Genomic DNA, 25,488 nt, shown 5'->3' on the forward strand with positions numbered 1-25,488 from the left:
GACCCCTAAAAGTTAGACACGGTTATTTCATTAGGCAGCTTGATAAAAGTGAGTCCGGTATTGTACCGGGCTCATTTTTAATTTTGCCTTAATCCGTTTCGTATTATAATAATCTATATATTTTTCTAATTCTATTTTAAAGTGCTCTACATTTTCAAATTCTTTTATGTAGAGGAACTCCGACTTCATAATCCCAAAGAAATTTTCTATTACTGCGTTGTCGTAACAGTTTCCTTTTCGAGACATACTCTGGACGATAGCTCTTGATTCAAGTGTCCGGACGTACTGTCTCATTTGATAATGCCATCCTTGATCCGAATGCATCAGTAGCTGGTGGGTTTCGGGTAAACGTTCCAATGCTTTCTCTAACATGTCTGAAACAAGCGAATACGTCGGTCTAGAACCAATTGTATAGGTAATAATTTCACCATTATACAAATCTAATACAGGTGATACATACAGTTTTTCTCCAAACAATTTAAACTCTGTGATGTCTGTTACCCACTTTTGATTCGGTGCATCTGTATGAAAATTACGCTCTAAAATATTAGGTGCAATTCTACCGACTTTTCCTTTATAGGATTTATATTTCTTCATACGCACAACACACTTTAACCCAAGCTCTTTCATAATGCGCTGAACCTTCTTGTGGTTCACTTTCTGGCCACGATTCGTTAATTCATCACGAATGCGACGGTAACCATAACGACCTTCATTTTCCTCATAAATCGCTTTAATCTCAGCTTTCAAATCGGCATCTACATCTGGACGATTCATTTTCTTTACTAAATCATAATACGTGCTTCGAGGAATAGTAGCTAGCTCCACGAGTGCTTTGACCGAATATTTATGCCTTAATTCATAGACTACTTGCGCTTTGTCTTGTTTTGTGATTTTTCCTTGTTTTGAACTAAGGCATTTAACTTTTTTAAGTACTCATTTTCCATCTCAAGCTGTTTAATGCGTGCTTCAAGTGCTTCGACTGACCCTTCAGCTAAAGGTTGTTTTAATTGTTTATTTGAATCTTTTTTCATGGATGGACGCCCCTTTTTCTTAGATTGAAGGGCATCAATTCCTTGTGTTTCGAGCTGTTTTTTCCAAACAGAAATCGTTGAAGGGGCAGGAATATTAAAGATAGCTGCCGTCTCAAATAAGGACATACCGTTTTCAATCATAAAGTTTAGTACGTCTAGTTTAAATTGTTGTGTGTAATTTGTACATCGTTTTAGAAAAGCTTCCAGACCATTCTGTTTATATTGGTTTACCCAATTCAAAATGATTGTGTCACTTATACCGAGCGATCTACCCAGTTCTCGATAACTTTCATTTCCGTTCAAATAACGTAGAACGATTTGTATTTTTTCATCAGCTGTAAATTTAGCCATAGAAAAACTGCACCTCCAATTGTTAGACTGTGTCTAACAATTGGGGTGCAGTTCAAACTCGCTCTTTTTTTGTTATGTACAATAATTTATTACTATTCTAATTCAATGGAAACATTTTTTTGTGGTACAAATGTAGAAATTGCATGTTTATAAATAAGCTGTTGCTTACCTTCTGTTTCCAGTAGGACTGTAAAATTATCAAATCCTTTAATTAGTCCACGAAGCTGGAAACCATTTAATAAGTACAGCGTAACAAACGTATTTTCTTTACGGAGTTGATTTAAAAACTGATCTTGAATATTGATTGATTGCTTCATGTCGAATCCTCCTCTTTTTCTCTACTTACTATTATTCGACTTTACTTGTAACTTTCCTTCTATGTATCGTAAAATTTCTGACGTTTTTTCACCGTCTGTAACATCAAACCACGTGACATCCATTTTATTACGGAACCACGTTAATTGACGCTTTGCATAACGACGCGAATTCGTCTTTAATTGTGATACCGCATCTTCTAAAGGGGCTCGATTCTCAAAATAATCATAGATTTCTTTATATCCAATCGCTTGAATAGATTGACAATCTCGTATCCCTCTATTATACAGACCTTCCACTTCCTCTAATAGGCCTTGTTCCATCATCAAATCCACTCGTAAGTTAATGCGATCGTATAGCATTTCTCGATCCATTGTCAAGCCAATTAATGAAACATCATAGAGTAACTCTTTTTCTTGTTTCTCAATTTGGTCACTCATTTTTTCACCCGTCGTGTGGAAAATTTCTAACGCTCGAATGACACGTCGTACATTATTTGCATGAATACGCTCCGCACTTTCCGGATCTACTTCTTGCAATTTTTTATGTACATATTCCACACCGCGTTCTAAAGCTAACTTTTCCATTTGCTCTCGGTATATCACATCACCAGCATCATCTGTAAACTGATAATCGAATAAAACAGATTGTATATAAAGACCGGTCCCACCAACTATAATTGGTAATTTACCACGTTCTGTAATTTCTCGAATATGCTTGCGAACACGTTCTTGAAATTCCGCGACAGAAAATGAATCTTCCGGATTTTTTATATCGACCATATAATGTGGAATTCCGTCCATCTCTGCTTGTGTTACCTTTGCAGTTCCAATATCCATCGTTCGATAGATTTGCATGGAATCACCACTAATAATTTCACCGTTCAACGCTTTGGCAAGATCGATACTTAACTTCGTCTTTCCAACAGCAGTTGGTCCAATGATGACAGCAACTTTTTCACGTTGCACTTCTCCCATATCATTCAACTCTCTTTATGTAATATACTCCATCTATTGATTATACCCAATCTTACCAATTTTAACGGCATGATTGCAAGTTCTTTCATTTCGGTACATGAAATTATACATAAAAAAGAACATAGTTTGTCCAATTCTGCATATACATGATAAAAATAGTTTTGAGAGGATGAGTTACCTATGAAACAATCCACCATCAATTTTTCATCTTTGACAAAAGACCTCATTTTAGCTACTTCTACAAAAGAACAAAATTGTTCACAAGAGGAATTATACTTCGCCCTAAATTGTTTACTACGGGTCTTTCATTCTACTCTCCATGAAACAACATTACATCCAGAAAATAAAAATACAGAATATATACAAACGCAATTTTGCAGTGCATATAAAATTATTACAGGTAAAACTATTTATCCCTTTCAATAATCCATAAAAAGCGGCTGCTTACATAATTTCAAGCAACCGCTTTTTATATTAATATCGATAACCTATTGTATAACTTTCACTTTTACAGATTTGCGCCCCCAACTATTAGCACTACCATCTGAACCGACTAATACATCAATACGATTTCCTTTAATAGCACCGCCAGTATCTCCAGCGATCGCTTCTCCATATCCTTCTACCCATACTTTTGATCCAAGCGGAATTACTTTCGGATCAACAGCAATTACTTTCATATTTGGATTTGCTGTTAAATCATGCCCCATTGCAGTTAATACACGACCACCATACGAACCATTCTCACCCGGATCTGCTGTATATGCCGTCGCTTCTACTGTAATTTCACGACCACCAGTAGGCGCACTTGTTTCAGTAGATTTCGCAACTGGTTTTGCAGCCGGCTTTTCTTTTACCACAGGTTTACTTGATTCTACCTTCTTAATAGAATCGTTACTCTTAACAGACTCTTTATTCTTAACTGCTGTATTATTTTTAACCGGCGTATTTGTACTAACCGGTCCTTCTTCTTGAGTTGCAACTTCTTTCTTTTCGATTACAGGTGCCGTTCCTGTTAGAAATGGCACGTGAACATATCCGACTTTTCCATTGTAGTCAAATTGTAACCATTCATTTTGAACTTGATTCGTCGTTTCAATCACATCGTCTTTATTAAGTTTACCAAGAACTTCAGAATCAGTATTCGCTCCAGCACGAACATTTAATACGCCCGCCGTTACATAATATGTGCTCTTTGTAAATTCAGCACTTACAAACGCTTCCTTACCGTTCAACTTAATTTTTGTCCATCCATTTTCTGTATTTATAACATCTAGTGTATTCCCACTTAACACTTTACCTACAAGCTTTGACTCTACATTTGGGTTTTCTCTAACATTTAATACGTCTGTTGTTACAATTGTTTCCGCTTTAGCAGAACCCGCAAAAATCCCAAGACCAAAAACTGCTGCTGTTGCTATACCTAATAATTTTTTCATGAATAGCCTCCATTTGCTTTGTTTTCGTATTCTCATTATAGCAACAGATTTTTAGAATTTTTAGAAATCACACAATTACAAAGCATTCGTAATATACGATTAATGAGTTGTAACATAAATTTCCATATTAATAAAATGTATTTCTAATACAATCTTCAATGGTTTTCATATATTTTTCACATACGAGCACAAGAACTTTTTTCCAGAAAAAATTACAGTGTTACTTTTTTGTTACAAAAAATTCATAATTCATTACATCTTTTACCAAAAAACATCAATATTCAATTGTTAACCTACTTTTTTGTAATAAAAAAAAGCAGCTAATAAAAGCTACTTTCTTTTCATTTGTTATTGAACTTTCTTTTTCCAAACACCTAGCATAATAGCCGAGACAATCGTTCCAATTAATATAGAGAAAATATATAGTAATGGTTTATTTACTAACGCTATTACAAATAATCCACCATGCGGTGCCGGTAATGTAATTTGGAATAACATAGATAACGCACCTGCAATACTTGAACCAACAACACAACTTACAATTACTCGAACCGGATCTGCAGCTGCAAACGGAATCGCACCTTCTGTAATGAACGATGCTCCCATAATATAATTTGTTAAACCAGATTTACGTTCCGCTTCTGTAAACTTTGATTTAAAGAATGTAGTTGCGAATGCAATCGCAAGTGGCGGTACCATACCACCAGCCATAACTGCTGAGTGCACTCCAAAATTTTGTGCTTCTATTGCAGCAATACCAAACGTAAATGCCGCTTTATTAATTGGACCACCCATATCAATTGCCATCATACCACCTAAAATAAGACCTAGTAATATAGCATTCGTACCGTTTAAACCATTTAACCACCCTGTCAACATTTCATTTAATGCTACTACAGGCGGAATTACTACTTTTTGCATTACAACTCCTGTAATCAATAATCCAAAGACTGGATATAACAAAACAGGTTTAATTCCTTCTAATTGTACTGGTAGTCCTGAAAATAATCTTTTCAACCCTAAAACAACATATCCAGCTAAGAAACCAGCAATTAATCCACCTAAAAATCCAGCATTCGCATTCGCTGCTAAAAATCCACCTACAACACCAGGCATAAAACCAGGACGATCAGCAATAGAGCTTGCAATAAATCCAGCTAAAATTGGTACAAGGAATAAAAACGCACCTGTTTTTCCTCCACCAATTGACATGAACAATTCAGCTAAAGGACCTTCCGCCTTTATACCACCAAACGAAAACGCTAGCGCTATTAAAATCCCGCCACCAACAACGAATGGAAGCATATTACTTACACCGCTCATTAAATGCTTATAAATTCCTAATCCTTTTTCTCTCTCAATACTTTCTGATTTCCCGTCCTCTTTTACACCTTTAAAGATTGGTGCATCTTGTTTGACAGCTCGATTGAGCAATTTTTCCGTTTTTCGAATCCCGTCAGCAACTGGCACTTGAATGACATGTTTACCAGCAAAACGATTCATTTCTACTTGTTTATCTGCCGCAACAATAATAGCTGTTGCACGTTCAATATCCTCTTTCGTTAAACCGTTTTTAATACCTGTTGATCCGTTTGTTTCAACTTTAATCGCTATTCCTAACTCTGCCGCTTTTGCTTTTAAGCTATCCGCCGCCATATATGTGTGAGCGATTCCCGTTGGGCAAGCTGTAACAGCAAGTACGTACGGTTCATTTCCTTCTGGTTTGGCGACCTCAATCTCTTCTTCTTTTTCATTCTCTTTTTCATCAAATAGACGAAGAAGCTCAATTTCATCCTTCGCTTCTAATAGTTGCTTGCGAAATCCTTCATCCATTAATACTGTCGATAAACGAGACAACGTTTCTAAATGAGTATTATTCGCTCCTTCACTTGCAGCAATCATAAAGAATAAATGCGCAGGCTGTCCATCAAGCGACTCATAATTGATACCGCTTACACTTCTACCAAAACAAATCGATGGTTGTTTAACAGCCTTTGTCTTCGCATGAGGTATTGCAATACCTTCCCCAATTCCAGTCGTACTTTGGGACTCCCGCTTTAAAATAGCTTCTTTAAATTCCGTTTTACTATTTAAACGATTTGCCCCGTTTAATTTCTCAACTAATTCATCTATGACAGCTTCTTTATTTGAAGCTGCCAAATCCATAATGACTGTATCCCTTTTTAATAGTTCTGTAATTTTCATATGTTGCTTCCCCCTATCGCTTAGCTACAATTACTTGCGACAATAATTCTTCTACTTTTTCCTTCTTACATAAATCAGCTGAAAATGCTGTTGCACTCCCTGTTGCAACGCCGTATTGAAATGCCTTTTCAATATCTTTTGTCTGTTCATATTTGCCTACAAACCCTGCAACAAGAGAATCTCCGGCCCCAACTGAATTAATTACAACACCTTTTGGAACAGTCGCTTCATATATACCTTCTGCCGTAAATAATAAAGCTCCCTCTCCAGCCATCGATACGATAACGTGTTTTACACCTTGTTCAATTAATTTTCTTCCATAAGGTAAAATGTCTTCTACTGTTGAAAGCTCCACTCCAAACAACTCACCAAGTTCATGGTGGTTTGGCTTAATTAAAAATGGCTTATTTTTAATTACATGTTGCAGTGCACTTCCACTTGCATCTACTACTACACGAATACCTTTTTCAGCTCCAAACGCAGCGATTGATTCGTAAAAGGTACTTGGAATAGAGACTGGTACACTCCCAGCGAGTACAACACAATCTCCAGGTTGCATACTCTCAATTTTTTTCATTAACTGTTCGAACTGCTCTTTTGTTACAAGAGGACCTTGGCCATTTAATTCTGTTTCTTCTTTCCCTTTTATTTTCACATTAATGCGAGTATCTTCATCTACTTGGACGAAGTTAGTTGTTACACCTTCATCATGTAATACCTCTTTAATAAATTGACCAGTAAATCCACCAGTAAATCCAAGTGCTATATTTTTAACACCTAAACGCTGAAGAACACGAGAAACATTAATTCCTTTTCCTCCAGGAAACTTCATATCTTTCTCCGCTCGATTTATTGTTCCTAAATCAAAAGAAGGAACTTGCACTACATAATCAATAGATGGGTTTAAAGTAACTGTATAGATCATTGTTTATCAGCCTCAATTACATTGGTTTGTTTTTTATATTTTTCTAAATCAATTTCTAAATGGTTTGTAATAATATTTGCATCTTCAACATTTGCAATTTTCGCAAACGCAACTTCTGAAAACTTACTTTCATCAATTAAGAAATATCCTTCGTTTGCTAATGTTAATGCCATTTGTTTTAAGAGCGCTTCTTCTGGATCTGGCGTTGTAAAGCCAAGCTGTTCATGTACACCATTTGCACCTAAAAAACATTTATCAAAACGATACTTCTGCATACTTTCCTGTGCCATAGCACCGATTAAAGCTTTCGTCCTACTCTTCATCATTCCGCCTAGTAAATACGCACGAATATTATTTTCAACTAAAGCTTCAATATGCATAAGTCCATTCGTAACGACAGTAACATCTTTATTTATTAAAAATGGAATCATTTCAAATGTTGTACTTCCTGCATCTAAATAAATACAATCACCTTGTTCAATAACGCTAGCCGCATAATTAGCAATTTGTTGTTTTATTTGAATGTTTTTGGATGATTTTTCAACCATCGTTGGTTCTTGCCCTTTTCCTGTTAAAACAGCGGCACCACCATGAACTCTTTTTAATAACCTTTGCTTTTCCAATTGTGCTAAATCACGGCGAATTGTCGACTCAGAGCTTTCTGTTTTTTCAACTAATTGCTGTAATTTTACAACTTTCTGTTCTTTTACAAGTTGCAATATCATTTGATGACGTTCAGGAGTTAACATTTTATTCACCTCTTCTTTGATTACAGTATAATGAAAACGGTCACAAAAATCAACCATAAACAACCAAAAATAATCAAAAACACCCACAAACGTTTATAAACAGCAAAAAAGAAACCTATTCGATCAAACAATCAAATAGGTTTCTTTTCTAAATTCACTTATAAAGAAGCTTTATATATACTTAGAACATCATCTTTATTTAATTTTTTAAAGTTACCAAATTCACCATACGCCATCGCTTTATTAGCCATTATATCAATTTCATTTTCTCCAATAGCGTAATCAGATAATGTTACTGGTGCCTCAATTGAAGTCCAAAATTGACGCAGTGCCTCAATTCCTTCTAACGCCACTTCTTTATCTGTTTTACCACCTGTTTCTATATCAAATACACGAATAGCGAACTGTTTAAAACGACTTACATTTTCCTCTACAACATGCTTCATCCAGTTCGGGAATAAAATCGCAAGGCCACCCCCATGTGGTATATCATGAACAGCAGAAACTGCATGCTCAATATTATGAGTCGCCCAATCTCCTTTCACTCCCATCGCTAAAATGCCGTTTAACGCCATAGTACCACAATATAAAATAGTTTCTCTATGCTCATAATTTTCTAAATCACTTAAAAGCTTAGGAGCTGTCTCAATTACTGTTTTTAAAACAGCTTCACAATAACGATCTTGTAGTTCTGTATTCGTTCCATGATGGAAATATTGTTCTAATACGTGCGACATAATATCTACCATACCGTAAATTGTTTGATCTTTCGGTACAGAAGTAGTATGAACTGGATCTAAAATCGAAAACTGCGGGAAAGTAACCGGGCTACCCCATCCATACTTTTCATTCGTTTCCCAGTTTGTAATTACCGAGCCTGCATTCATTTCAGATCCTGTTGCTGCAAGAGTAAGTACAGTACCAAATGGTAATGCCTCATTAGCAAATGTTTTTTTCGTTACAATATCCCATACATCTCCATCGTACTTACTCCCAGCTGCAATTGCCTTCGTACAGTCGATCACACTTCCTCCACCAACTGCTAAAATGAATTCAACACCATTCTCTTTACAAATTTGAATCCCTTTCTTTACAGTTGATACACGTGGATTCGGTTCAACACCTGTCAATTCAAATACTTCTGCATTAATATCCTTTAAAATAGAAATTACATTATCATAAATACCGTTTCTTTTAATGCTGCCTCCCCCGTATACGAGAAGAACTTTTTTACCGAACTGTGGAATTTCAGTTTTTAACTGTTCTAATTGACCTTTACCGAAAATAAGTTTCGTTGGATTACGAAATACAAAATTTTGCATATTTCTTTACCATCCCTTCTATTTGAAAAGCAACTATACTTTTGTATACCATATTTTTTTCATTTCACAAAAATATTTGCTTAATAAAAAAATCCCAGCCTACAGGCTGAGATTTTTTTATTGGTAATAAGGTGAGATCATTAAGTAAACAATAACACCAGATAAACTTACATATAACCAAATCGGCATCGTCCAACGTACAATTTTACGGTGACGTGTCAATTGATTTGTAAAACCAAATACAAGTGCAAACAATGCAAGTGGTACAATAATTGCTGCAAGGATAATATGCGTAATTAAAATAATGAAGTACACATATTTAATGAACCCTTCTCCGCCAAAATGTGTTGCTGGCGCCAAGTAATGATACGATAAATAAGAAACACAAAATAGCAACGTCGTTGTAAATGCTGCGAGGATAAAACCACGGTGCATTTTCACATTCTTTTTAATAATAGAGTATAAAGCTGCTAATAAGAATACGAACGTAAAGCTATTAAAAATCGCATTTAACATTGGTAAAATTGTTACATCAAAATGTACTTCTCCTTCATAGCCAACAGGTCCAAAGAACAAAAATAAAATAATCGCATTTACAATTACAGAAAGCGTTATCACAATAGGAGCATAGCTTTTCTGATTTGTTGATTGATCCACCAAAATGGTCACTCCCTCTTCCTTCAAGTATGTATACATAACCTCACTATTTTAACATATTATTCACAGTGTAAATGTGACAATAGTTTGACACAGCAAGACAAGACAAAGAAAAAAATCCTTCTTAATAAAACTTCTTAAGAAGGATTTTATCGCTTTATTATTCAAATAGCAACGCGATTAATTTTTGTTAAAAAATGTATCGCTATATGCTTGAAAAATTTCAGACACTTGATATCCCATTAATGAAATTGCTGTTAATGAAAAGAAACCAATCATAAGAAATCGAAACCACATATAAATCTCCTCCTTGTATTTAGCTTAAAAAACGTTAGCTACCTTACAAGTTACGTGGCACTCTTCATCATCACTTTCCTTCTTCTTTACAATTGCTGTTATAAATCGAATCATAAAGAATAGAACAAAAGGAAATTGTTCGTAATTCACATTGGCATAGTTTAGCAACGGCTCGCGCTGCACATCGAACGGAGATGAGAAGGAATAGAACATACCTTGCTCTTCCATATATACAATTACAATTTTCATGCAAAATACTATTCCTAAAAACGAAACAATATCTTGCCATTCTGTCGTATATAACAGGTTATACAGCTCTAATACGTACTCTTCCATCATCATCCCCCCTTCCTTTTTTACCATTCTGCTCGCCTTCGTATAAAAAGTCAAGAAAAAAGTTTATATCCACTATGACAATAGTAATTACTTGTTTCTATGATTATATATGATTCTTTTATAGCAATGATTGGGTGTAACTCTCTTCGAAAACAAGAAAATTAGAATCGAACAGATTCCTCATTCTTACTTTTAGGATTCAAAACTGTGCTATTTTTATTTCTATTAAAAATAAAATACGAAAGTATGATAAGAACAGTAACAAACATTGTTAAAAGTGCTTGTGAACGTAAAGAATCAATTGCGAGCATCGCAACTAAAACTGCTATAATAGCGGCAATTGTAACATACGTTACATACGGAAAAAGCCACATTTTCACTTTCAAATTTTGTTGTTCTACTTTCCCCATTTTTTTACGCATCTTTAAATGCGAAACTGCAATAACGAGATAAACTAGTAACGCAATCCCGCCAGATGCATTCACTAAAAACAAAAAGACTTTATCTGGAGAAATGTAACTAAAAACAACTCCAATATAAGCGAAGAAAGTTCCAAATAAAACCGCTCGAACAGGAACACCACTACTGTTCAATTTTAAAAATGACTTTGGCGCATCTCCTCTTTCTGCCATTGAAAAAAGCATTCTTGAGTTTGTATATAAACCTGAATTTAAGCAAGAAAGTACAGCTGTTAAAACGATAAAATTCATAATTTGTGCTGCCGCTGGTATTCCTATATGTTCAAGTACAGCTACAAATGGACTTTTTAATATGTTAGCTGAATTCCATGGCAGTAGCGTAACAACTACCGCTATAGACCCAATAAAAAATACAAGAATACGCCAAATCACACTGTTTGTTGCTGTTTTTACTGCTTTTACAGGTTCTGCAGATTCACCAGCCGCTACTGCTACAATCTCTGATCCCATAAATGAAAATATAACAACAGTAATTCCAAGCAATACCGAACTTATACCGTTAGGCATAAATCCACCTTGTCCAATTAAATTCGAAGTGCCGGGTGCTTCTGTTCCTGGAACAAGTCCTAAAATAACAGCAAGACCTAGGCAAAGGAACAAAACAATACTTATTACTTTAATAAAAGAAAACCAATATTCAAACTCTCCAAATGATTTCACCGAAAAAACGTTCGTCAACGTTAATAAAATTGTTAATATTAAACTTAATAACCAGAGCGGTATTTGTGGAATCCAATATTGGATAATACCAGCACCTGCTGTGGCTTCTATTGCAATAACAATTACCCAGAAAAACCAGTATAACCAGCCTATTGTATAACCCGCCCATGGACCAATTGCTTCTCTTGCATACGTTGCAAATGAACCACTTGTCGGATTTACAGCTGCCATTTCTCCTAGCATTCTCATGACGAAAATGACTAGAAGTCCCGCTAATGCATATGAAACGATAGAACCAGGTCCTGCCGAATGTACAACTGCACCACTTCCAACAAACAAACCAGCCCCTATTACGCCGCCAATTGAGATCATTGTAATGTGGCGTATTTTGAGATCTTTCTTTAGATTTTTATCCAACTCTTGTACATCCCCTTCCAAACTAAATTTTGAAATTTATGTAAGAGTACTGTGCGAAAGATTTTGTCCTATACTTTAAAATATATCAAAATATTCTGAATTTAACAATTACAATTCAACCTTCCTCAAAAATTATTTCATTAGGTTTAATACTTTTCCATACACAATTGTTGAGAAAATTATAGTCCTCTTACAAAAGAAAGAATTTTCAGATATTATTAAATAAACAAGATTATACATCTAGACAACTTTTTGTATAGGAGTGTTGATATGTTAAACAAATTCAAATTTTTTTGTTGTATTTTAGTACTGTTCTTACTGCTACCGCTATCCCCTTTCCAAACACAAGCAGCAAACAATTTAGGTTCAAAATTACTCGTTGGATACTGGCATAACTTCGATAACGGTACTGGCATTATTAAATTAAGAGACATTTCACCAAAATGGGATGTAATCAATGTATCTTTCGGTGAAACTGGTGGTGATCGTTCCACTGTTGAATTTTCCCCTGTATATGGTACAGATACAGAATTCAAATCAGATATTTCTTATTTAAAAAGTAAAGGAAAGAAAGTAGTTCTTTCAATAGGTGGACAAAATGGGGTCGTTTTACTTCCTGACAATGCCGCTAAGCAACGTTTTATTAATTCCATACAATCTCTGATTGATAAATACGGTTTTGATGGAATAGATATTGACCTTGAATCAGGTATTTACTTAAACGGAAATGACACTAATTTCAAAAACCCAACTACTCCTCAAATCGTAAATCTTATATCAGCTATTCGAACAATCTCAGATCATTATGGTCCAGATTTTCTATTAAGCATGGCTCCTGAAACAGCTTATGTTCAAGGCGGTTATAGCGCATACGGAAGCATCTGGGGTGCATATTTACCAATTATTTACGGAGTGAAAGATAAACTAACATACATTCACGTTCAACACTACAATGCTGGTAGCGGGATTGGAATGGACGGTAATAACTACAATCAAGGTACTGCAGACTACGAAGTCGCTATGGCAGATATGCTCTTACATGGTTTTCCTGTAGGTGGTAATGCAAATAACATTTTCCCAGCTCTTCGTTCAGATCAAGTAATGATTGGACTTCCTGCAGCACCAGCGGCAGCTCCAAGTGGTGGATACATTTCGCCAACTGAAATGAAAAAAGCTTTAAATTATATCATTAAAGGAGTTCCGTTCGGAGGAAAGTATAAACTTTCTAACCAGAGTGGCTATCCTGCATTCCGCGGCCTAATGTCTTGGTCTATTAATTGGGATGCAAAAAACAACTTTGAATTCTCTAATAATTACAGAACATATTTTGATGGTCTTTCCTTGCAAAAATAATAAAAAACAACAATAGGTTATAGGACCTATTGTTGTTTTTTATTTATGTAAATTACTTTTTCACTTCTACATGATGAAGAGATTCTTTTTCATCTCTTACATAACTATTTACAAGACTTAAAAGTAATTTACCACCAATTAACATCGCTTGTTCATCAAAATCAAATTGAGGATGATGATGTGGATATTTTGCTCCTATTTCTTCATTACCCGCACCTGTGAAGAAAAATGCTCCAGGAACATGGTCTAAGTAGTATGCAAAATCATCTCCCCCCATAATAGGTGGTACTTCCATGACCCGTTCTCTGCCAAGATCACGTTCCGCAACCGTCATAAAATGACGTGTTTCATCTACATGATTTATTAATATTGGATAGCCTCGTTTATATTGAATATTAACTTCAGCATGAAGAGACTGACAAATCCCTTCAACAACTCGTTTAAATTCCTTCTCCATATATTCTCTCACTTCAGGATCTAGCGTTCGAATGGTCCCTGTAAATGTAGCAGTATCTGCAATAATATTATCTGCTTGACCAGCATGAAATGTGCCTACTGTTAATACTGCAGATTGAAGCGGATCTACTTTTCTACTAACTAAAAGTTGTAATTGGTTAATAACTTGCGTTGCAACGATAATAGCATCTACAGTATGATGCGGCATACCTCCATGACCACCTCGCCCTTGAACCTTCACTTCAAAAGAATCAGCTGCTGCCATCATTGCTCCAGCTCTTGCCCCAACAATTCCTAATGGCATTTGAGAAGATAAATGTGTACCAAATACAACATCTACTCCCTCTAAACAACCATCCTCAATCATGGCAATTGCCCCACCAGGTTCTTTTTCTTCTGCATGTTGATGTATAAGAACTATTTTTCCAGAAAGCTGATCTCTATGGTCACTTAATATTTTTGCAACTCCTAAAAGTGTTGCTGTATGTCCATCATGCCCACAAGCGTGCATTACACCAGGAATCTTTGATTTATATGAAACTTGCTTTTCATCTTGGATAGGTAGCGCATCGAAATCAGCACGTAGCGCTATCGTCTTCCCAGGTCTTCCACCTTCAATTACTCCGATTACTCCTCTGCCCCCGATATTTGTTTTCACCTCAATATGAAAACTTTTTAAGATTTCAGCTACTTTTCTCGGCGTTTCTATTTCTTGAAACGATAGCTCTGGATATTGATGAAAATCTCTTCGCCATGAAACTATTTGGTTATATAAACTTTCCAATTCTTTATGCCATGTTTCTATCATAGAAATTCCCCTTTCTTTATTTAACACATTAAATAAAACTTACATAACATTCAGTATTTAATCAATAAAAAAGAGAACTTTCTCTAAAAGTCCTCCTACTATTCTAGTCACTATTTTGCTTCAACACAAAAACTGAAAGTTCAGGTACACTCAAAAATCTAACAGGCATCCTAGTAGTCCCAATGCCACGATTTACATATAAATATAACGGCTTACTCTTCCCCTCTACTTCATACATACCTTCAACATAGTTCTCAGCTAGTTTGGTAGTAATTAACGGACCTACGAAAGGAATTTGGACTTGTCCTCCGTGACTATGTCCTGACAGTTGAAGATCAACTGGGTAACGATTTATTTTGGTTACAACATCCGGCTCATGTACTAATAACATGTTGAAATCATTTTGTTTCAAGTTTTTTAAAGTTGAATCTATTTGCGGCTTCCCTAATAGAAAATCATCCAAACCTGATATTGTAATATATTTGCCGTTTTCCACTTTAATTTTCTGCACTCCATTTACTAATACAGAAAAACCAGCTTCCTCCATATATTTTTTGTAAAATAAACTACCGCCCCCGCCCCTATCATGATTCCCAAACACAGCATATTTCCCTAAGGGAGCGTAAATTTTCTGCAAAATAGCCTTCGCTTCTTCTCTTTCCGCATTATAAGACCCAAATTTATCTATTAAATCTCCGGTAAAAACTACTATATCTGGATGTAATTCATTCATCTTCTCCACTAAATGTTCAAGTTGTTTCAGTGTAAACTCTGGTCCTAAATGTACATCTGAAAACTGTAATATTTTTTTATTATTAAATTCTTTAGGAATTGCAGAAGCTTCTATTTCATTCCATGTAACCGTTACTAGTTTTCGTTCTATTTCTGTCGCATAATAATACAAACTTACTGGTATCATTAATATACTTATAAAACTAATAATAAATATCTTTATGATTGATTTTTTTCGTTCTTTTTTTACATGATTCGTATTCATGTTTTCACCTCTAGAAACACTTTAAATCCTTATTGTTACATTAATGTGACAACATGAACAATGTTATTAATATGTAATTCCCTCCATATTCACTTTGACAATTTTATACAGAAGTCATAACATATTTTTATAATACGTAGATTTTTGAATTTTTTCTATTCATTCCATCATTTTATTACGGAGGGGTTATTCATGTCTGTATTTACACCAGAAGAAATTACGGAACTTGCTGCGAATTCAGGAAGGAAAAAAGCTCATTTATCATTGCTCCCTATGCTAATTCTTGGTTTTTTTGGTGGTGCTTTTATCGCATTAGGGTATTTACTCGATATTCATGTTATTGGGACAATGCCAAAATATTGGGGATCATTTTCTAGTTTTCTAGGCGCTGCTGTATTCCCTATTGGTCTTATTCTCGTTATTCTTGCAGGCGGTGAACTAATAACTGGTAACATGATGACAGTTTCTATGGCCTGGCTCCAAAAGAAAATTACTTTATTTCATTTCATACGAAATTTAGTTATTGTTACATTTAGCAATTTCATAGGAGCTGTATTCGTAGCCTATTTTTTCGGTCATATCGTTGGCTTAACTGAAGGAGCTTTTTTAGCGAAAACTATTTCTATCGCTCAAGCGAAACTACAAGATACACCATTGCAAGCATTTATTTCTGCAATCGGATGTAATTGGCTCGTTTGTTTAGCTGTTTGGCTCAGTATGGGAAGTAAAGAATTTATCGGAAAGATTATCGGTATTTGGTTCCCAGTTATGACTTTTGTTGCGATTGGATTTCAACACGTTGTAGCAAATATGTTTGTCATCCCAGCCGCAATTTTTGCCGGTCATTTCACTTGGGCTGAATATTTTCCAAACTTTATTTTTGTTTTCTTTGGAAATTTAGTAGGAGGTATGTTATTTGTAGCACTACCTTACTTCATATCTTATAATAAGAAACTACCTTCTCATCAAGAGAAGACTGAAATGAAGAACAAATCTCTGTCCGCTTAAATGGAATGTCTATAAAGTGTCCTAAAAAATATTACAAATTTCATTTTTTTTGCGAATATATGTACGTACACTTGTTCTCGAATGTTTTATACGTTATAATAACAACTTAAATAGCATTATTTACATATGAGGTGAAAAACATGAACAAAACAGAATTAATTAAAAACGTAGCACAAAATGCTGAGATTTCTCAAAAAGAAGCTACTGTAGTTGTACAAACTGTAGTAGAATCAATCACTAACACTTTAGCTGCTGGTGAAAAAGTACAACTTATCGGATTCGGTACATTCGAAGTTCGTGAAAGAGCTGCTCGTACAGGCCGTAACCCACAAACTGGTGAAGAAATGCAAATCGCAGCTTCTAAAGTACCTGCTTTCAAAGCTGGTAAAGAACTAAAAGAAGCTGTAAAATAATGAAAAATATCCTTCTCATTTATGAGAAGGATATTTTTTTCATAACATAATTAATAAAAATCTGACCATTATGCTGTTTCTTTTGTTCTTTTATGCAAATAAAACCTTTACTTTCAAAAAAAGGTTTTGCGGTAATGCTCGCCTCTGTATATATCTCCCTATGCCCCAATTTCACTGCTTCTTTTTCTAACTTCTGTAGTATGTATGAAGCGACTCTTTTCCCTTGATAATCTTTATGCGTAAATAAGCGATCTACGTAATGATCATCGTTATAATCTCCAAACCCCACAATCACACCGTTATGATCCGCTACATAACTAATATTCTTTTCTAAAGACTTTAACCAGCTTTCTCTATCTAGTCGATCCGGTGCCCACGCCTGTAGCTGTAACTCATTATAATCTTTTGCATTAACCGTATGAACTGTTTCATAGAACAATTGTAATACTTGATCTAAATTTTCTTTCTGGAATGTTCTAATTATAATATCTTTTAACATATATAAGTCTCCTTACCAAACTACCTCTTTACTTTTCTACTATATACGACTCCATATTTCTTCTTTATTATATCGTTTTAATTTCTATACGAACAAAAAAACAATACTTATTCAAAGTATTGTTTTTTAATTCTATTCAATTACTTAATGTAGCTTTTTAAGCTTTTAATTTAACTCTTTGTAATCGTAATGCATTTAATACAACAGATACAGAACTAAATGCCATCGCTGCTCCAGCAACCCAAGGTGCTAAGAAGCCTAATGCCGCAATTGGAATTCCTAACGCGTTATAAGCTAATGCCCAGAATAAATTTTGTTTAATATTTCTTATCGTCATTTTACTCATAAAGATCGCATCAGCAATACTATTTAAGTCACCGCGGATTAACGTTATATCCGCTGCTTCCATCGCTACATCCGTTCCCGTTCCAATTGCCATACCAATGTTCGCTGTAGCAAGAGCAGGAGCATCATTTATCCCATCTCCAACCATCGCTACTTTCTTACCATTTGCTTGCAATTTTTTCACTTCTTCTGCTTTTCCTTCTGGCAATACTTCTGCAATTACGTGATCAATACCAACTTGCTTTGCAATCGCCTGAGCAGTTTGTGTATTATCTCCTGTAATCATCACAACGTCTAGACCCATTTTTTTCAGTCTTGTGATAGCTGCTTTTGAAGTATCTTTCACAGTATCTGCAACGGCAACTATACCAGCATATTCTTTATCGATTGCAATAAGCATTGCTGTTTTTCCTTCTCGTTCTAGCTCTTCCATTGATTTTAAAACTTCTTCAATATCAATATTGAATTTCTTCATTAATCGACGTGTGCCAATTAATAATTGTTTTCCTTCTACGACTGATTCGATACCGAATCCAGGAATCGCTTCAAACGTTTCTGAACTTGGAATATCAATTTTCTTTTCTTTAATTCCTTCTACAATCGCTTCTGCAAGTGGGTGTTCAGAATTTTTTTCTGCCGCACCTACTAAACGTAGTATTTCTTCTTCATGGAATCCATCTGCTACAATTATATCTGTTAACACAGGCTTTCCGTTTGTCACAGTACCTGTTTTATCTAGAATAACTGTATCTAATCGATGCGTTGCTTCTAAATGCTCTCCGCCTTTAAATAAAATACCATACTCAGCTGATCTTCCTGATCCTGCCATAATAGATGTAGGCGTTGCAAGACCTAATGCACATGGACAAGCGATAACAAGTACTGCTATCATTTTCTCAAGTGCTCCGCCAAAATCACCAGGTGTAACAAATATCATCCATACTGCAAATGTGATAATCGCAATCACAACTACAACCGGTACGAAAATACCTGAAATTTGATCCGCTACCCTTTGAATAGGAGCTTTTGAACCTTGTGCCTCTTCTACTACTTTAATAATTTGAGCTAATGCAGTATCTCTGCCTACTTTAGTTGCTTTCACTTTTAAAAAACCATTTTTATTTATTGTCGAACCTATTACTACATCCCCAATTGACTTATCAACAGGAATACTTTCACCCGTTAACATCGATTCATCAATCGCTGATTTTCCTTCTACAATCTCACCATCTACTGGTATTTTTTCACCAGGCTTTACATAGACGATATCACCAGCTACTACTTCTTCAATCAAAATTTTTATTTCTGTTCCATCTCGCACAACTGTAGCTGTCTTCGCTTGTAAACCCATCAATTTTTTAATCGCTTCTGATGAGCGCCCTTTTGCTTTCGCTTCAAATAATTTACCTAAAATAATTAATGTAATAAGTACCGCACTCGTTTCAAAATATAAATCTGTCATATGTTCCGAAGAACCAATAGATTGAATACTTAAATATACACTATAGAAATACGCGGCCGACGTTCCAAGCGCCACGAGAACATCCATATTAGCACTTTTATTACGTAACGCTTTATAAGCCCCAACATAAAACTGTCCACCAATGATAAATTGAACAGGAGTTGCAAGTGCTAGTTGCACCCAAGGGTTCATTAACATATCTGGTAAATAAATAAACGACGTAAATGCGAAATGACTAACCATTGCCCACAATAATGGGAAAGATAAAATAAACGAAATAATAAACTTCTTCTTTTGTCTTTCAATTTCTTGTAGTCGATGATCAGTTGATGCATCTTGATCATCTAGTTTCACTTCTAATTTATATCCTAGCTTCGTAATCGCGCTCTTCATTTCATTTACATTAACTTCATCAGGATTAAAGTCTACTGTGGCTGATTCTAAAGCAAAATTTACTGTCGCCTTGTTCACACCATCTAACTTATTTAAACGCTTTTCAACTCTATTTGCACATGCTGCACATGTCATTCCTAAAACAGTAAATTCAGCTTTATCACTTACAATTCCATATCCTAATGATTCAACTTTTTCTTTAAATTGTTGCGGATTTGTTTTAGTTGGATCGTACATTATTTTTGTTTTTTCAAGCGCAAAATTTACATTTGCCTCATGAACACCTTCTACTTTTTTTAGACCTTTTTCAATTCTATTTGCACATGCCGCACATGTCATTCCTGATATTTGAAGATTGGCCTCTTTTTTTTCATTCATGTCTCTCACCTCTATATACCCTTATGAGGTATAATTATTAGCAAAATAAATCGTACTTCATTTAAAGTACGATTTATTTCCATATCTAAAAATAATTATTGAACATCGTATCCTTGATCTTCGATTACAGCAACGATATCTTTTAATGTTACAGCAGACGAGTCGATAGTAACTTCAACAGTTCCTTCTGCTAATTGAACCTTCACTTGTTCAACACCGTTTAGCTCTTTCACACTGCTTTCGATAGCATTTACACAATGTCCACAAGACATACCTTCAACTTGTAATGTTAACTGTTCCATTTAAAATCCTCCTCTTGTTTATTCATTGTTTGTTAATCACAATTACATCTTACCATACCCCCCTAAGGTAATCAATGGTTTTATATCATGATTTTTCAATTATTTTCTAAAAGTTTATTTTACACACACTTTTTCACTACAATACACCAAAATCCAATATAAGGATAAACAAAAAAACAAGCCAGTTAAATACTAGCTTGTTTTTACGCTTTTGAAAAACGTTCAAATACTGTCATTAATTCTTCAATTGCTTCGTCACCATTTCCATTTTTAATAGCTCCTGAAACACAATGACTCGTATGATTTTTGAGAACGCCCATTCCTACTTTTTTCATCGCTGCATTAATCGCTGAAATTTGCACTAAAATATCTACGCAATAACGATCATTTTCAATCATGTTTTGAATACCGCGGACCTGTCCTTCAATTCTCTTTAATCTATTTATAATCTGTTCTTTTTCTTTTTCTGATCTATGTGTTACTGCTTCATGCTCTTTATGATCCATATTATCACCTTCTTAAAGTTTCTCTTCATCCAATAAAACAATTGTTTTTTATGAGTATACCAATTATAGCATTAAATATCTACGCATGATACCCCATAAGAGTATATTTACACTTTATGATTATTCTTAACAACTCATTAGCTTCTTAATCTCAATTTTCAGTATACCCTTTCCTTTTTGCCGAAAAAATCATTATATCTCTCATCAAAATTCAATAAAGTGAAACAAGAATAAGCGGGGATTACCCGCCCCCGCTTATTCTTCGTCTATAATGTTTAAATTTTAATTTTCAGATATTTAATCCAAGAATTTTTTCTTTCCATATATAATTATTGCTGATCACATACTTTTGTATCATTCACTACTGAAGTTCCTTCAACGGTTACCGTATGAAAACAGTCATTTACTCGAACTGTCACAACATTATCTTGCCGATCAATGATATGATATTCATTAAAATTTTTATTTAGAGCACTGCGAATTTGTTCTCCTTCATAAATTGGGATGCCATGCGATAGAACCCAAATAAGTCCAGCGATAGCAAGAATAGTTTTCATACGATCTACCTCCTTGGGAATATAGTGAACTTTTAATCCATGCTTTTTCAGCTCTAAGAATCATGATTGGAATAAACCAAGCCTTTTTGGAAATAAGTTCATTTCGTCTATTTTATGTTTATGCTAATTGTGACCGATTTGTGACAACTTTTTGTCTCTTTAGACGAAAAGTTGAAACAAAACTTTCAAAAAGAACAATTCTACATATTAAAAAGGTTATGGAATGTTTCATCCATAACCTTTTTAAGCTCAATTCTACAACTCATACACCGTACTTCATGTGATCTTTGTAGACTTGTTTTATTTTCGTTCAGTGGCATCAAAGCAAAACTTCGAAAATACTTCCCACACAAGTTCATTTCTGCTACTTACCCCAGTCTTTTCAAAAATGGATTTTAAATGATCTTGTACCGTGTATATAGATATACAAAGTTCTTGGGCTAATTCCTTTGTCGACATACCTGTAAGAATTTTACGTATTACTTGCTTCTCACGCATTGTAAAACTATAAGTTTCCATAATAAGTGGAAAAATCTCTTCCGGTCTTGCTCTTTCGAATAGAACAATATAACCATCTTGAAAACTACTTGTATGTTCTAACTTACTAACCCGAATGATTAAAAAATGGCCATAGGCTAAAGGTAGACAAACTTTTTCTTCTCTATTCATACACCCTACATTATACTCGTTAGCCTTTACTTTCGAACAAACTGCACGTATTGGTCTTGGTATTTCTTTTATATTTAACTGTTCATACTTTCTAAGATTTGAAAGCCACTCGCTGCCATCTTGATTCCAATATAATACATTAAATTCCTCACTTACTATAATCGTGCCTGTGCCTATCACCTTCTCTTCTGAAAAAGGTATAGGAACTGCCTTCTTTAAAGCCTCTCCAGCAATTGGGACTATCGTTGCTAAGTACTTACAATCATCGATATGAAACGCGGGACTTGTACTTCCTCGAAATAAACTAAGATGGCCATAACATTTTCCCTTACTCATACAAACGCCCCTTAATTCATCTCCAAAATTTGCTGGTTTTAAAATATTTCGGTATCTCGAACTTTTCTTTTGTTCACCATTTGTCGCCATACTTAGAGAAGCAACATGAGGGGAGTGTTCTGTTAAACATTTAAATTTATTAAAATCATCTTCTAAAAATTCATTCATAAACAATTGTGGATGAATCTTTTCAACACTCTCATCGGTAAATGCCCCAGTAGATAAAAAAGAAATCGGGTCTATAGTTGTAAAACAAGCGGCGTCAAAATCAATGACTTTACGTATCAAGTGGAGAAATGACTCTTGAAATGACCTTATAGAACTTATATGATTCGCCACCATTGTAATTTCTTTCATTGTTTTTTCATGCATCCTCTTCCCCCCCCAGATTTACGGGATTGTTCCCCTTCATAATTTCATTTCATAATAAACCTATAAAACACATACTTAGGAGGTTTAAAATGAATTGGAATGATACTACCGTAAATTCATATGAACAAAGAATTCCATGTAAAATCCCAGGCTACTACCACTTATATGAAATGATGAATCATTTCTTGTTTACTACACTCCCTAAAAAGAATACCAATCCCAATTTGCTAGTTATAGGTGCTGGTGGCGGACAAGAAATTCTCTCAATAGGCAAACAAAATAGTAATTTATCTTTTACAGGTGTCGATCCATCTGAAAGCATGCTACAGTTAGCTAAAAAAAGAATTAAAAACGAAGGCATACAAAATCATGTTCATCTTGTACATGGAACTATCCACACATTATTACCAAATCAGTTATTTGACGCTGCCACCTGTATGCTTGTCCTGCACTTCATTCCAACTAATAAGGAGAAAAAAGAACTTATTAATGACATCAGTAGTCGCCTAAAGCCTGGTGCGCCATTCTTTCTCTCTTCAATAAATGGTGTGCCCCATACGAGTATATTTTCTACACAATTACATGCTTGGCGCAACCATATGATGCAAAATCAAATTCCATTAGAAGATTGGGACCGATTTGAAAATTCTTTTGAAACAGAAATATTCCCTATTTCCGAAGCTAATTTATTAACTATCATGAAGGAATGTGGCTTTACTCAAATGACTCGCTTTTTCACTAGTTTTTTAATTGATGGATACGTTGCCTTTAAACAATAAGGAAAAAAGGTAAGCAATTGCTTACCTTTTTTCCTATACGTAACTAATAAACCTCAACCCTTTACTTAAAGACGTCGGCACAACAGATGCATGATTCTCCCCTTCAGCTTCATAAAACTTAAATTTAAGTTTATCGTGGTTTACTTGGAGAAGGCGCTCTGATAATTCATTTGCACCTACAACCATATGCTCTCGTTCTAGTGACCCAACTGTAAGGAACACTCCTGTTTCAAACTTAGCATTGTTTAATTCATGTATAAGGCTCTCTTCTTTTTCAAGAACGGATTTATTATTCCACCATATAGATGGACTACTAATAAAATAATTTTGAAAAGCATTTAAGTTTGTAAATAGTATATGCAAAGCAAATAGTCCACCTAAAGAATGTCCAAATAACGTTTGCTTACTTTTATCAATCTCAAAATTCTTTTCAATTTGTGGTTTCAGTTCTTCTTCAATAAAAGTAAAGAAATTATGTGCTCCTCCTGTTTTAGGCCACGGTTTACCGTCTGGTTTTAAAGGGGCATCTTTTGAAATTACGCTAGGCGTAAAATCATAGCATCTTTCTTCCCCTGAAAATGCGCCTTCAATTGGATACCCCACTCCTACTATAATAGCTGGTGAAACACCGGTTTTTTCCGCTCTTACTGATTGTATTTTAACTGCTTCATGAAATGTTTGAAAAAAGGCATTGCCATCTAATACGTAAATAACAGGATATCCTGAATCCGGTGCTGGTTGCCTCGGCTTTGAAATATGAATTTGATATTCCTTACCTTCTAATTTTGAATACATTTTCCACTGCTCTGTATTAGATGTTATAATCTGCTGTTTTTCAATTGTAGTATTCACCCTATCCCCCCCTTTTAACTTGTTACATATATTTCGATTTTTTCTTCTTGAGATACAACGCTATCATAACCGAAACAAACAGGAGCCCCATTATACGGATCAATCATGACACGCGCATCAATATGAAATACTTCTTTTAACACTTCATTTGTAATGATTTCTTCTGGGCTACCAGTTGTAACAATTTCGCCTTCCTTCATTGCAATAATTTCATCTGAAAACCTTGATGCATGGTTAATATCATGTAATACCATAACAACCGTACAATTATGTTCTTTATTTAACTTCTCCACAATTTGTAATACATCTAATTGATGAGACATATCAAGGTATGTAGTTGGCTCATCTAATAGCAACACTTCTGTCTCTTGTGCTAATGCCATCGCTAGCCATACCTTTTGTCTTTGACCGCCTGATAAATTTGCAATTTGTCTCGTTCGAAATTCAGAAGTTTTCGTTATATCTAATGCCCAATCAATCATTTCTTTATCTTTTGTCGTTAACTTATTTACGTTATTGCGATGTGGATAGCGTCCATAAGAAATTAATTCTTCCACTTTAAGTTCACCTGGTGCAATTGGAGTTTGCGGGAGTAAAGCTAACTGCTTCGCAATTTCTTTCGTTGGAATTGTATGTAAATCTTGCCCTTGCAAATATACTTTTCCGCTTTTTTGTTTTAAAATTCTTCCCATCGTTTTTAACAATGTCGATTTACCGCAACCGTTTGGGCCTATAATTGTCGTTACTTTTCCTTCTTGTATTTCCACATTTAAATCGCGAAACACTGTAAGCTTTTCATAACTTGTTTCTAAATTTTTTGCACTTAAAATACTCACTTTT

At 34.8% G+C, this 25,488-nt stretch carries 26 protein-coding genes; 5 read left to right on the forward strand and 21 right to left on the reverse strand.

What is annotated here, in order from left to right; translation table 11 throughout:
* Nucleotides 1–30 precede the first annotated feature (30 nt).
* The 3 genes from AC241_RS33140 to miaA all read right to left on the reverse strand — a co-directional run bounded on the left by AC241_RS33140 (nucleotide 31) and on the right by miaA (nucleotide 2,677).
* A protein-coding gene (locus AC241_RS33140; RefSeq protein WP_098630116.1) for an IS3 family transposase occupies nucleotides 31–1,385 on the reverse strand; the annotation gives its coding sequence in 2 pieces (ribosomal slippage) (nucleotides 31–932 and nucleotides 932–1,385; 1,356 coding nt in all).
* 92 nt (nucleotides 1,386–1,477) lie between these two features.
* Nucleotides 1,478–1,702, reverse strand: a complete 225-nt coding sequence (gene hfq / locus AC241_RS18290) for an RNA chaperone Hfq (protein WP_000813896.1) — start codon at nucleotides 1,700–1,702, stop codon at nucleotides 1,478–1,480.
* A gap of 21 nt (nucleotides 1,703–1,723) precedes the next feature.
* Nucleotides 1,724–2,677: a tRNA (adenosine(37)-N6)-dimethylallyltransferase MiaA gene (miaA, locus tag AC241_RS18295; RefSeq protein WP_000504953.1), complete on the reverse strand. Its 954-nt coding sequence runs from the start codon at nucleotides 2,675–2,677 to the stop codon at nucleotides 1,724–1,726.
* A 180-nt stretch (nucleotides 2,678–2,857) separates the two neighbouring features.
* Between miaA and AC241_RS18300 the strand changes: the two genes are divergently transcribed.
* Nucleotides 2,858–3,103, forward strand: coding sequence for a hypothetical protein (locus AC241_RS18300; protein WP_016080602.1), 246 nt, complete (start codon nucleotides 2,858–2,860; stop codon nucleotides 3,101–3,103).
* A gap of 62 nt (nucleotides 3,104–3,165) precedes the next feature.
* On the opposite strand, the gene entD is transcribed toward AC241_RS18300, so the two are convergent.
* The 8 genes from entD to gabP all read right to left on the reverse strand — a co-directional run bounded on the left by entD (nucleotide 3,166) and on the right by gabP (nucleotide 12,163).
* Entirely contained in the window at nucleotides 3,166–4,116 is a 951-nt protein-coding gene (gene entD, locus AC241_RS18305) for a cell wall-binding protein EntD (RefSeq protein ID WP_043936352.1), read from the reverse strand.
* A 348-nt stretch (nucleotides 4,117–4,464) separates the two neighbouring features.
* Nucleotides 4,465–6,321: a PTS fructose transporter subunit IIABC gene (locus AC241_RS18310; protein WP_043936353.1), complete on the reverse strand. Its 1,857-nt coding sequence runs from the start codon at nucleotides 6,319–6,321 to the stop codon at nucleotides 4,465–4,467.
* A gap of 13 nt (nucleotides 6,322–6,334) precedes the next feature.
* The gene (gene pfkB / locus AC241_RS18315; RefSeq protein WP_043936354.1) at nucleotides 6,335–7,246 is read right to left on the reverse strand and encodes a 1-phosphofructokinase; all 912 of its coding nucleotides are present in this window, start codon (nucleotides 7,244–7,246) and stop codon (nucleotides 6,335–6,337) included.
* Nucleotides 7,243–7,995, reverse strand: coding sequence for a DeoR/GlpR family DNA-binding transcription regulator (locus tag AC241_RS18320; RefSeq protein WP_043936355.1), 753 nt, complete (start codon nucleotides 7,993–7,995; stop codon nucleotides 7,243–7,245). Before AC241_RS18320 ends, pfkB begins: the two co-directional genes overlap by 4 nt.
* Nucleotides 7,996–8,153: 158 nt before the next feature.
* Complete coding sequence (locus AC241_RS18325) at nucleotides 8,154–9,317, reverse strand: iron-containing alcohol dehydrogenase (RefSeq protein WP_043936356.1); 1,164 nt, start codon at nucleotides 9,315–9,317, stop codon at nucleotides 8,154–8,156.
* 117 nt (nucleotides 9,318–9,434) lie between these two features.
* Complete coding sequence (locus AC241_RS18330; RefSeq protein ID WP_000228316.1) at nucleotides 9,435–9,977, reverse strand: DUF420 domain-containing protein; 543 nt, start codon at nucleotides 9,975–9,977, stop codon at nucleotides 9,435–9,437.
* 318 nt (nucleotides 9,978–10,295) lie between these two features.
* Nucleotides 10,296–10,634: a hypothetical protein gene (locus AC241_RS18340; protein ID WP_140163816.1), complete on the reverse strand. Its 339-nt coding sequence runs from the start codon at nucleotides 10,632–10,634 to the stop codon at nucleotides 10,296–10,298.
* Between the two features lie 134 nt (nucleotides 10,635–10,768).
* A complete protein-coding gene (gene gabP / locus AC241_RS18345; RefSeq protein ID WP_016080595.1) occupies nucleotides 10,769–12,163 on the reverse strand; it encodes a GABA permease in 1,395 nt (464 codons plus the stop codon).
* Between the two features lie 270 nt (nucleotides 12,164–12,433).
* On the opposite strand from gabP, the gene AC241_RS18350 reads away from it, so the two are divergent.
* A complete protein-coding gene (locus tag AC241_RS18350; protein WP_016080594.1) occupies nucleotides 12,434–13,516 on the forward strand; it encodes a chitinase in 1,083 nt (360 codons plus the stop codon).
* A 52-nt stretch (nucleotides 13,517–13,568) separates the two neighbouring features.
* On the opposite strand, the gene AC241_RS18355 is transcribed toward AC241_RS18350, so the two are convergent.
* Both AC241_RS18355 and AC241_RS18360 read right to left on the reverse strand, forming a co-directional pair.
* Nucleotides 13,569–14,780: a M20 metallopeptidase family protein gene (locus tag AC241_RS18355; protein ID WP_050844435.1), complete on the reverse strand. Its 1,212-nt coding sequence runs from the start codon at nucleotides 14,778–14,780 to the stop codon at nucleotides 13,569–13,571.
* 103 nt (nucleotides 14,781–14,883) lie between these two features.
* Entirely contained in the window at nucleotides 14,884–15,777 is an 894-nt protein-coding gene (locus AC241_RS18360) for a metallophosphoesterase (protein WP_016080592.1), read from the reverse strand.
* Between the two features lie 192 nt (nucleotides 15,778–15,969).
* Between AC241_RS18360 and AC241_RS18365 the strand changes: the two genes are divergently transcribed.
* Nucleotides 15,970–16,785: a formate/nitrite transporter family protein gene (locus AC241_RS18365; protein WP_016080591.1), complete on the forward strand. Its 816-nt coding sequence runs from the start codon at nucleotides 15,970–15,972 to the stop codon at nucleotides 16,783–16,785.
* Nucleotides 16,786–16,925: 140 nt separating this feature from the next.
* The gene (locus AC241_RS18370; protein ID WP_001043904.1) at nucleotides 16,926–17,198 is read left to right on the forward strand and encodes an HU family DNA-binding protein; all 273 of its coding nucleotides are present in this window, start codon (nucleotides 16,926–16,928) and stop codon (nucleotides 17,196–17,198) included.
* 19 nt (nucleotides 17,199–17,217) lie between these two features.
* On the opposite strand, the gene AC241_RS18375 is transcribed toward AC241_RS18370, so the two are convergent.
* The 6 genes from AC241_RS18375 to AC241_RS18400 form a co-directional block, all read right to left on the reverse strand.
* Entirely contained in the window at nucleotides 17,218–17,697 is a 480-nt protein-coding gene (locus AC241_RS18375; protein WP_016080590.1) for a GNAT family N-acetyltransferase, read from the reverse strand.
* A 157-nt stretch (nucleotides 17,698–17,854) separates the two neighbouring features.
* The gene (locus AC241_RS18380; protein WP_050844436.1) at nucleotides 17,855–20,275 is read right to left on the reverse strand and encodes a heavy metal translocating P-type ATPase; all 2,421 of its coding nucleotides are present in this window, start codon (nucleotides 20,273–20,275) and stop codon (nucleotides 17,855–17,857) included.
* Between the two features lie 95 nt (nucleotides 20,276–20,370).
* Nucleotides 20,371–20,577, reverse strand: a complete 207-nt coding sequence (copZ, locus tag AC241_RS18385) for a copper chaperone CopZ (RefSeq protein WP_000436973.1) — start codon at nucleotides 20,575–20,577, stop codon at nucleotides 20,371–20,373.
* A 203-nt stretch (nucleotides 20,578–20,780) separates the two neighbouring features.
* Nucleotides 20,781–21,083 (reverse strand): metal-sensing transcriptional repressor, encoded by a 303-nt coding sequence (locus AC241_RS18390; protein WP_000349637.1) that lies wholly within the window; start codon nucleotides 21,081–21,083, stop codon nucleotides 20,781–20,783.
* Between the two features lie 329 nt (nucleotides 21,084–21,412).
* A complete protein-coding gene (locus tag AC241_RS18395) occupies nucleotides 21,413–21,640 on the reverse strand; it encodes a hypothetical protein (RefSeq protein ID WP_000849103.1) in 228 nt (75 codons plus the stop codon).
* Nucleotides 21,641–21,940: 300 nt separating this feature from the next.
* Nucleotides 21,941–23,017, reverse strand: a complete 1,077-nt coding sequence (locus tag AC241_RS18400; RefSeq protein ID WP_050844437.1) for a helix-turn-helix transcriptional regulator — start codon at nucleotides 23,015–23,017, stop codon at nucleotides 21,941–21,943.
* Between the two features lie 89 nt (nucleotides 23,018–23,106).
* Between AC241_RS18400 and AC241_RS18405 the strand changes: the two genes are divergently transcribed.
* On the forward strand, nucleotides 23,107–23,796 hold the full coding sequence (locus tag AC241_RS18405; protein ID WP_050844438.1) for a class I SAM-dependent methyltransferase: 690 nt from the start codon (nucleotides 23,107–23,109) through the stop codon (nucleotides 23,794–23,796).
* 33 nt (nucleotides 23,797–23,829) lie between these two features.
* On the opposite strand, the gene AC241_RS18410 is transcribed toward AC241_RS18405, so the two are convergent.
* Together AC241_RS18410 and AC241_RS18415 are read right to left on the reverse strand one after the other, a co-directional pair.
* The gene (locus AC241_RS18410) at nucleotides 23,830–24,648 is read right to left on the reverse strand and encodes an alpha/beta hydrolase (protein ID WP_016080586.1); all 819 of its coding nucleotides are present in this window, start codon (nucleotides 24,646–24,648) and stop codon (nucleotides 23,830–23,832) included.
* A gap of 14 nt (nucleotides 24,649–24,662) precedes the next feature.
* Entirely contained in the window at nucleotides 24,663–25,484 is an 822-nt protein-coding gene (locus AC241_RS18415; protein WP_000025766.1) for an ABC transporter ATP-binding protein, read from the reverse strand.
* Nucleotides 25,485–25,488: the final 4 nt, after the last annotated feature.

Source organism: Bacillus thuringiensis, from assembly GCF_001182785.1.
Classification (GTDB): domain Bacteria; phylum Bacillota; class Bacilli; order Bacillales; family Bacillaceae_G; genus Bacillus_A; species Bacillus_A thuringiensis_S.

What these genes read in the sequence shown, in the direction of transcription:
- AC241_RS18320 (WP_043936355.1), bottom strand. Translation starts at nt 7,995, where the DNA reads ATGTTAACTCCTGAACGTCATCAAATGATATTGCAACTTGTAAAAGAA.
- AC241_RS18365 (WP_016080591.1), top strand. Translation starts at nt 15,970, where the DNA reads ATGTCTGTATTTACACCAGAAGAAATTACGGAACTTGCTGCGAATTCA.
- AC241_RS18400 (WP_050844437.1), bottom strand. Translation starts at nt 23,017, where the DNA reads ATGCATGAAAAAACAATGAAAGAAATTACAATGGTGGCGAATCATATA.
- AC241_RS18325 (WP_043936356.1), bottom strand. Translation starts at nt 9,317, where the DNA reads ATGCAAAATTTTGTATTTCGTAATCCAACGAAACTTATTTTCGGTAAA.
- AC241_RS18375 (WP_016080590.1), bottom strand. Translation starts at nt 17,697, where the DNA reads ATGTTAAAAGATATTATAATTAGAACATTCCAGAAAGAAAATTTAGAT.
- AC241_RS18340 (WP_140163816.1), bottom strand. Translation starts at nt 10,634, where the DNA reads ATGGTAAAAAAGGAAGGGGGGATGATGATGGAAGAGTACGTATTAGAG.
- miaA (WP_000504953.1), bottom strand. Translation starts at nt 2,677, where the DNA reads ATGGGAGAAGTGCAACGTGAAAAAGTTGCTGTCATCATTGGACCAACT.
- AC241_RS18350 (WP_016080594.1), top strand. Translation starts at nt 12,434, where the DNA reads ATGTTAAACAAATTCAAATTTTTTTGTTGTATTTTAGTACTGTTCTTA.
- AC241_RS18360 (WP_016080592.1), bottom strand. Translation starts at nt 15,777, where the DNA reads ATGAATACGAATCATGTAAAAAAAGAACGAAAAAAATCAATCATAAAG.
- AC241_RS18380 (WP_050844436.1), bottom strand. Translation starts at nt 20,275, where the DNA reads ATGAATGAAAAAAAAGAGGCCAATCTTCAAATATCAGGAATGACATGT.
- AC241_RS18370 (WP_001043904.1), top strand. Translation starts at nt 16,926, where the DNA reads ATGAACAAAACAGAATTAATTAAAAACGTAGCACAAAATGCTGAGATT.
- AC241_RS18355 (WP_050844435.1), bottom strand. Translation starts at nt 14,780, where the DNA reads ATGATAGAAACATGGCATAAAGAATTGGAAAGTTTATATAACCAAATA.
- pfkB (WP_043936354.1), bottom strand. Translation starts at nt 7,246, where the DNA reads ATGATCTATACAGTTACTTTAAACCCATCTATTGATTATGTAGTGCAA.
- entD (WP_043936352.1), bottom strand. Translation starts at nt 4,116, where the DNA reads ATGAAAAAATTATTAGGTATAGCAACAGCAGCAGTTTTTGGTCTTGGG.
- AC241_RS18300 (WP_016080602.1), top strand. Translation starts at nt 2,858, where the DNA reads ATGAAACAATCCACCATCAATTTTTCATCTTTGACAAAAGACCTCATT.
- copZ (WP_000436973.1), bottom strand. Translation starts at nt 20,577, where the DNA reads ATGGAACAGTTAACATTACAAGTTGAAGGTATGTCTTGTGGACATTGT.
- AC241_RS18390 (WP_000349637.1), bottom strand. Translation starts at nt 21,083, where the DNA reads ATGGATCATAAAGAGCATGAAGCAGTAACACATAGATCAGAAAAAGAA.
- AC241_RS18395 (WP_000849103.1), bottom strand. Translation starts at nt 21,640, where the DNA reads ATGAAAACTATTCTTGCTATCGCTGGACTTATTTGGGTTCTATCGCAT.
- AC241_RS18310 (WP_043936353.1), bottom strand. Translation starts at nt 6,321, where the DNA reads ATGAAAATTACAGAACTATTAAAAAGGGATACAGTCATTATGGATTTG.
- AC241_RS18405 (WP_050844438.1), top strand. Translation starts at nt 23,107, where the DNA reads ATGAATTGGAATGATACTACCGTAAATTCATATGAACAAAGAATTCCA.
- hfq (WP_000813896.1), bottom strand. Translation starts at nt 1,702, where the DNA reads ATGAAGCAATCAATCAATATTCAAGATCAGTTTTTAAATCAACTCCGT.